Consider the following 6,000-nt stretch of genomic DNA (forward strand, 5'->3'; position numbering starts at 1 on the left):
GCCGCGCAAGGCGGCGGCAGTGTTGGCTCGGCTTGCCGACTACTCGATCCTCCCCGCATCATTGGCGAGCCGCGACGCAGGCGCTGATTGCGAACGACCCCCGCAGGCCCGGGTACAGCGCCTGCACCGGCTCAATGCCTGGTCCAGCTGCTGCTTCAGCGGTGTCAGCAAGGCATGCAGACGGCTATCGCCCGCATGCAGGTTCAGCAGCGTGATGACAGATTCCAGATGCGCGCTGATGCGCAGCAGTTCGTGGCAGCCTTGGTGGGTAGCCTCGTGGCTCGGATCAGCTTCGTTGTCCGGCAGCAAGGGCTCGGCGATCAGCCTGGCTTCCATGGCGGCTTCCCGTGCTTCGGCAGCGGTGCGCGGGCGACGTTGGCGGGCGGTCATGGGTACCTCCTGTTTTGTGATCGGGGGGCGATCTCAGACATCGGTATGGCGATGGGCGGCGTTGGCGACCATCGTCCCGGCACGCGGCGGCGGCGGGTGCTTGCCTCAACAGGCGTGTGTATCCCCACCGCCTGCGGCCTTGCGGGCTGCAGTGCAGGTGTGGGGAACGAGTGTGGCTCAGTACAGTGCTTGCACGCGGTTCACTGCCTGGTCCAGTTGCTGCTTTAGCGGCGCCAGCAGGGCATGCAGGCCGTTGTTGGCGGCTTGCTCGTCGGCCTGTAGCTCCAGTAGGAGCAGGAGGGATTCCAGGCCTGCGCTGACGCGCAGGAGGTCGTGGCAGGATTGGTGGATGGTTTCGTGGGTTGGGGCGGCTTCGCCTTCTTGGGCGAGGGGCTCAGCGATCAGCTTGGCTTCGGTGGCGGCCTCTCTTGCTTCGGCGGGGGTGCGGGGGTGACGTTGGCGAGCGGTCATGGGCGCCTCCTCGTTTGGGATGTCAGTCGAAATCCTCTGCAAAGCAGCGTCGCGACGCTGCGCAGATCCCTAGGGCGCAGAAGCCCCTCCGCATGGTCCATAATGCGGCTGATAATTCTCGACGCGAGCGCATACGCCCCCCCTCACAAGAGAGGTGGCAAGGTGCGTTCGCCGTCGTGCGGCGCGAATAGGTTGGCCCACGCCGGCGTGTCGCGAGTAGTAAGCCAACACCAGCGCGCGCGGCAAAGGGCCACTACTGCTCGCAAGTTGCCAATCCACTCCTTCGTTCGAGTCGCTGAACGAGGCTAAATTTACCTAGCAAAGCTTAAATAGCCCAATTGAAATGCGCGATCGGGTAGAAGAATTGATAGATTTCGTTGCAGGCGGGCACCGGCGCTTCAAGCGCATGGAGGAGCTGACCGGGGTGAAATCTGATAGCTGGAAGAACACCTGCCGCAATCAGCAGCGCGTGACACAGGAGATGGTGGAGGCTATCGGGGCGGTTTGGCCTCAGTATGCGTACTGGCTCGTCACTGGGAAGACGGACGAGGAGCACGGGCATACTTCGCCTATCCGGGAGCGGATTGCGCGGGATTTGGAGAAAGTTAGACAGGAAGAGAAATAGGCGGCATCTACGAGGACCCCATCTCGGATGGCGGCGGTAGGTTCTTGGACTACAGTGCCTTGGGTAAGAATATGAGCTCCTCCCCGAGCTTTGCACAGAGTGACCGGGGCACAAACAAAGTTCCCATCTCGGCAAGTTGCGAGATTCCTTGTTCATAATAAAGGATGAGAAGTAGCAGCAACCCTGCAACAGCGTTCAGGACGTTATTCAGCGTCGCTAACTGAAAGTGCTCGGACCGGTGATGTTTCACCTTGTTGTTCGCTTGCCACCAAAGCGGTGGATTTCTTGCACGCCCCCAACTGGACCACGGGGTTAGCGACAGACCGTGCCGAGGGATTTCGACCGTCGCTAGGTGGAAGTTCGGGAACTGGTTGATCAACCCATCCTGATACGCATTGATTGTTTCTGCCGTCGAAGTTGGATCTGACTTCCGACAAACTAGTTTAGCTAGAACGTCTACTTCCGCTGACGCAGTCATCAACAGTCGAGCAAGTTCAATGGAATAGCATCCGAAGTTTGCTTCCGATAGCTCGATCCAACGGGATAGCTCACTAATATCATCTTCCAAGCACCGGAAGTAATTCCAGTAAGCAATGGAACCAGACTGTGGCATAGTCAAGGTAAATGTCCCCGGATAGTTGAGTTCGCGAGATATGAGCTAGGAAATCCGAAGCCATTCTTCCCGCATAGCTACTCACTCGCAAGTTTTAGTCTCAGGCAATTCGAGAAGACAGGCCCGCGAGCCTCGATGACTCGTTTAGCGACCGTCCTTCTCTGCTATCGCATGCCGTAGGATTAACGCGAAGCGCTCAAGCGTGAACGCAATGTCCACTAGCCGCAATGCCAACACATAAAAGACACCTGCCACGACAGCCGCCGTGAACCATAACAATGGCATCGATCCACTTTTAAAAAAATTGGCAAGTGTCAGCGCAACCGAAGCAACCAGAGGGATGATCCCGACCTTCTCCAGCGCGCCAACAAAGAGGGCTAAGCGCGCGCGCGCCTGCACAGCTACGTCCGACACATATCCTTGGGCAAAAAGTATCTGCTCACGAGAGTACGTAGCGCGTATCCTGGAAATTGTCCCGTACCAGCGAGACATGTTCTCTCCTACCGCATCTAGAGTGTTGGACTCCATCTCCCCCCATTCTCGCACGGTACTCATTACCACACCGACCGCGGAAACCGCGGCTGCAATCGCGCCCAGCAGCAATAGGATAAGGGCAAGGTAGTTTGCCTGAGCCGGGAATCCCCAGGGTACGCTCAACGATATAGCCCAGCCCGATACCAGACAGCCAATGCTTACCCAACCAAGCTGCCCTTCTCCCAACGAGAATGATGCCGCCGAGTTCGCTTTGCTTTCGGAAGCCACTGCCCGTAGATCCCTTAGCAAGCCATCCAGCGCCAGCAGATCTCGTCCCCATACACCGTCACGCATATAGTTATCCCTCCCTGATCCTCACCGTCCCGAAATGGGCCGATCATTCCCAAACCGCCCATTTGGCCATAATTTCAACCAAATCTAAATCGTAGCAGTCAGGCTACAGCACCTTTTCCTTCTACGACGGGATTTCCGGAGTCTCCCCGCGCCACACCTAGATCCGTCCTGCCCCAGCCCGTTGACATCTATTTAGCCCCGCTTTCAAAACACGCGGAGCGTAGGCGAACCAAGTAAGGCAGCCGAGCGACGACACCCCCATAATCCGAATTACAGATCTGATAGGCAAGCATACCCGCACAGCGTTAATCGAAGTGAGGCCCGTAAACGAAACGCGCTCGACCTCGGGTTCGCGGCACGAATGCATGCGCCGCTCTGCCCCCCTCAAACATGCATCTCCGATGCGATGCGCGGACCTATAGAATGGTAACAGGTGAAGCCGCACGCTTGGAGCAGCCCATCTCATGCCGGAAGCATTTAGCTCATAAAATTAATATTCGAAAATCGCCCAAAATCAGCTGAGCGCTCCTCCTCAGACCGCGAACACACCAACTCCCAGCGACCACTCTTGCAAAGCTTCATCGAATTCGCGGTTGGTAACCGGGTGCCGTCACAGAAGCTCTTCATGATGAGTTCCACACGGCTCGTTTCAGCCTGCTCGAAGGCCCCTCTAGTGAAGTTCCGCTTCGGGATGGCAAGTCGTCGGAATCGTGTCCCCTGAAATCTGGCCTGGCATTTTGCCGCACCGGCAGTGACTTCCTTGATGGCATCCCAGCCAACTTCGATCGCTTTCGAGCTCTTGCGCTGCAGGAGCTCACCTTCACGCCCTTTGCAGGCGAGAACGTCAATGCCCCCCCCAACCCCCCGCGCTTGGATATTACGCGGGCTTGAAAGCCATGCTTGTTCCACAGCAGGCAACAGAAGGTCTCAAATCCATCTCCGTCCCCTTGTACACAAACTATTCTGAGTCAGCTTTCGCAATCGCTCCCTACTCAAGAAGGGGGGGCCATGCCGAGCAATCACTAATCCCCCACTTGAATGTTGCATAGGACGATTCCTATCGACATACTAATGAGCAAGAAAAGGAGCATGCGTACGCGTGCCAAATAATCGGGCTAACAGGGGAAAGAGGTTGAGCATTCCAACGGTTGAAAGGTCGGCCATCGCCTTAGCGATGAAGGAGTTCGATCGGGAACTCCGAGCGACCAAGGATTGGAAGGGATGGGATAGCAAGAAGTCGCAGCTTTATGCGATCTCTGAGGGTGGGGCGCTATATCCGCCGAAGCAGATAATTTCCATGGCCACCGGCCTCTCGGTCAGGGGCTTTTACGGCGGCCACCCGACAAATTCCTATCTTGAGGAACGGGGATTCAGGATTGTACGGCTCCCGAACGAGCGTCAAGCGTCGGAGTACGGCGAGCCACCGAGCTTCTCACTCGGGAAGATTTACGACAGACGAACAGACATACATCTAACCTTCGGCGGCAGCTGGCAGAGTGGGATAGCGCCGTCGAGCACAGTCCAAGCCATATTCATCTTCACGGGTGATAGCGGAGAGCAGTACGGCTACGTGGACGGCCGAGATGAGCTTGGCGTGTTCTCCTACACCGGTGCGGGCCAAGTTGGCGATATGACGTTCACCCGTGGCAACCTGGCCATCCGCGATCACGCTGAGGACGGGCGCGCATTGCATTTGTTCAAGTCACTTGGCAAAGGCAAGGGCCAGGAATACCTTGGTGAGCATGCCTATGCGGGGCACTCGATACGCCGGGGGCCCGATAGGAATGGGGACCAGCGCAACGTGATCGTGTTCCAGCTTTTCCCTGTGGCATTGCTGGATGACGAGAACAGCCCATCATTCGACGATGAATCTCCTGCGGCAGCGCCATCCAGTTTGGAAGAGGCGCGACGACGAGCCATTGAGGCGTTTCGCGGGTCACAGGAGGCAACGGGGAAGACAGCGCTGAGGAGGCTCTATCAGCGCAGCAAGCAAGTGAAGGACTACGTGTTGCTGCGTGCCCAGGGAAAGTGTGAGTCGTGCCGCCAGCCGGCAGCGTTTCAGCGGAAGGATGGGTCTCCGTACTTGGAGCCGCATCACACGACACGTGTTTCGGACGGCGGTCTCGACCATCCGCGTCATGTGGCAGCGATATGCCCGACTTGCCATCGGCACATTCATCATGGGCTTGGGGGACATCAGAAGAATCTGGACCTGATAGAGGCGATTGCGGCTAAGGAGCGCGACCGGTAGGTACTATTGACACGATGTGCATCATTTGCAACCCGCTCCCTACGCTATCACGCGAATATGAAGAAAGATCAACAATATGTCGTAGCACCAAGCTAGGAGCCGCTGCCTCACAAGGAAGAAAGAATGGCTATTGCCACAACTGCCACCTTCACGAAGCACACAGCAACTATCAGTGTAAGCGTGTCGCCGGAACCATCTTGCGCTACGCTAGCGTTTATGCGGTGGCGAGCCGATCGGCGACGGCCCAGGGTGTAATCTCATCAATCCGGTTGATAGGATGGGCAGCAATGCGCGTGAGCACGGCGCGCAGATACGCCTCGGGATCAAGGCCGTTGAGCTTGGCCGTGCCGATCAGACTGTAGATCGCGGCAGCACGTTCGCCACCTGAGTCCGCGCCGGCGAACAGGTAGTTCCGGCGCTCGATGGCCACACCGCGCAAGGCGCGCTCGACCGGCAGGTTATCGAGTTCCAGACGCCCGTCGTCACAGTAGCGCGTGAGCGCTTCCCACCGATTCAGAGCATAGAGGATCGCCCGACACGTGTCGGATTTGCGCGAGAGTGTCTCCAGTGTGGCGCCCAGCCGCGCATGGAGTTGATCGCGCAAGGGCCTGGCGTGAGATTGCCGGTACGCTCGCCGCTCGTCTGGCGGTTTGCCCCGGATCGCTTCCTCAACCTTGTACAGCGCGCCGATGCGTTCTGGCGCTCCGGTATTCAAGGCATTCGGCCGCACGGCATGCAGTTCGTAGAACTGCCGCCGGGCATGAGCCTTATGCCGAGCTCGGCATAAGGCGCACGCGAGACGAAAATTCCACGACCTGTACC

6 protein-coding genes are annotated in these 6,000 nt (G+C 57.9%); 2 read left to right on the forward strand and 4 right to left on the reverse strand.

Going from position 1 to position 6,000, the window contains the following annotated elements; genetic code table 11:
* Window positions 1-39 precede the first annotated feature (39 nt).
* Window positions 40-390 (reverse strand): DUF1484 family protein, encoded by a 351-nt coding sequence (locus CF70_RS09335; RefSeq protein ID WP_035863377.1) that lies wholly within the window; start codon window positions 388-390, stop codon window positions 40-42.
* 177 nt (window positions 391-567) lie between these two features.
* A complete protein-coding gene (locus CF70_RS09340) occupies window positions 568-861 on the reverse strand; it encodes a DUF1484 family protein (protein ID WP_035863378.1) in 294 nt (97 codons plus the stop codon).
* Window positions 862-1,204: 343 nt separating this feature from the next.
* Here CF70_RS09340 and CF70_RS09345 point away from each other — a divergent pair, with 343 nt between their 5' ends.
* Window positions 1,205-1,486 carry a hypothetical protein gene (locus tag CF70_RS09345; RefSeq protein WP_051648189.1) on the forward strand — a complete coding sequence of 94 codons (282 nt, stop codon included), beginning with the start codon at window positions 1,205-1,207 and terminating at the stop codon, window positions 1,484-1,486.
* A gap of 757 nt (window positions 1,487-2,243) precedes the next feature.
* Here the strand turns inward: CF70_RS09345 and CF70_RS09355 are convergent.
* On the reverse strand, window positions 2,244-2,927 hold the full coding sequence (locus tag CF70_RS09355; protein ID WP_152561752.1) for a hypothetical protein: 684 nt from the start codon (window positions 2,925-2,927) through the stop codon (window positions 2,244-2,246).
* Window positions 2,928-4,059: 1,132 nt separating this feature from the next.
* On the opposite strand from CF70_RS09355, the gene CF70_RS34660 reads away from it, so the two are divergent.
* On the forward strand, window positions 4,060-5,178 hold the full coding sequence (locus CF70_RS34660; protein ID WP_035863385.1) for an HNH endonuclease: 1,119 nt from the start codon (window positions 4,060-4,062) through the stop codon (window positions 5,176-5,178).
* 214 nt (window positions 5,179-5,392) lie between these two features.
* On the opposite strand, the gene CF70_RS09365 is transcribed toward CF70_RS34660, so the two are convergent.
* The coding region (locus CF70_RS09365; protein WP_152561753.1) for an IS66 family transposase at window positions 5,393-6,000 on the reverse strand (608 nt) is incomplete at its 5' end.

The sequence above is a fragment of the Cupriavidus sp. SK-3 genome, assembly GCF_000611145.1.
Taxonomy (GTDB): domain Bacteria; phylum Pseudomonadota; class Gammaproteobacteria; order Burkholderiales; family Burkholderiaceae; genus Cupriavidus.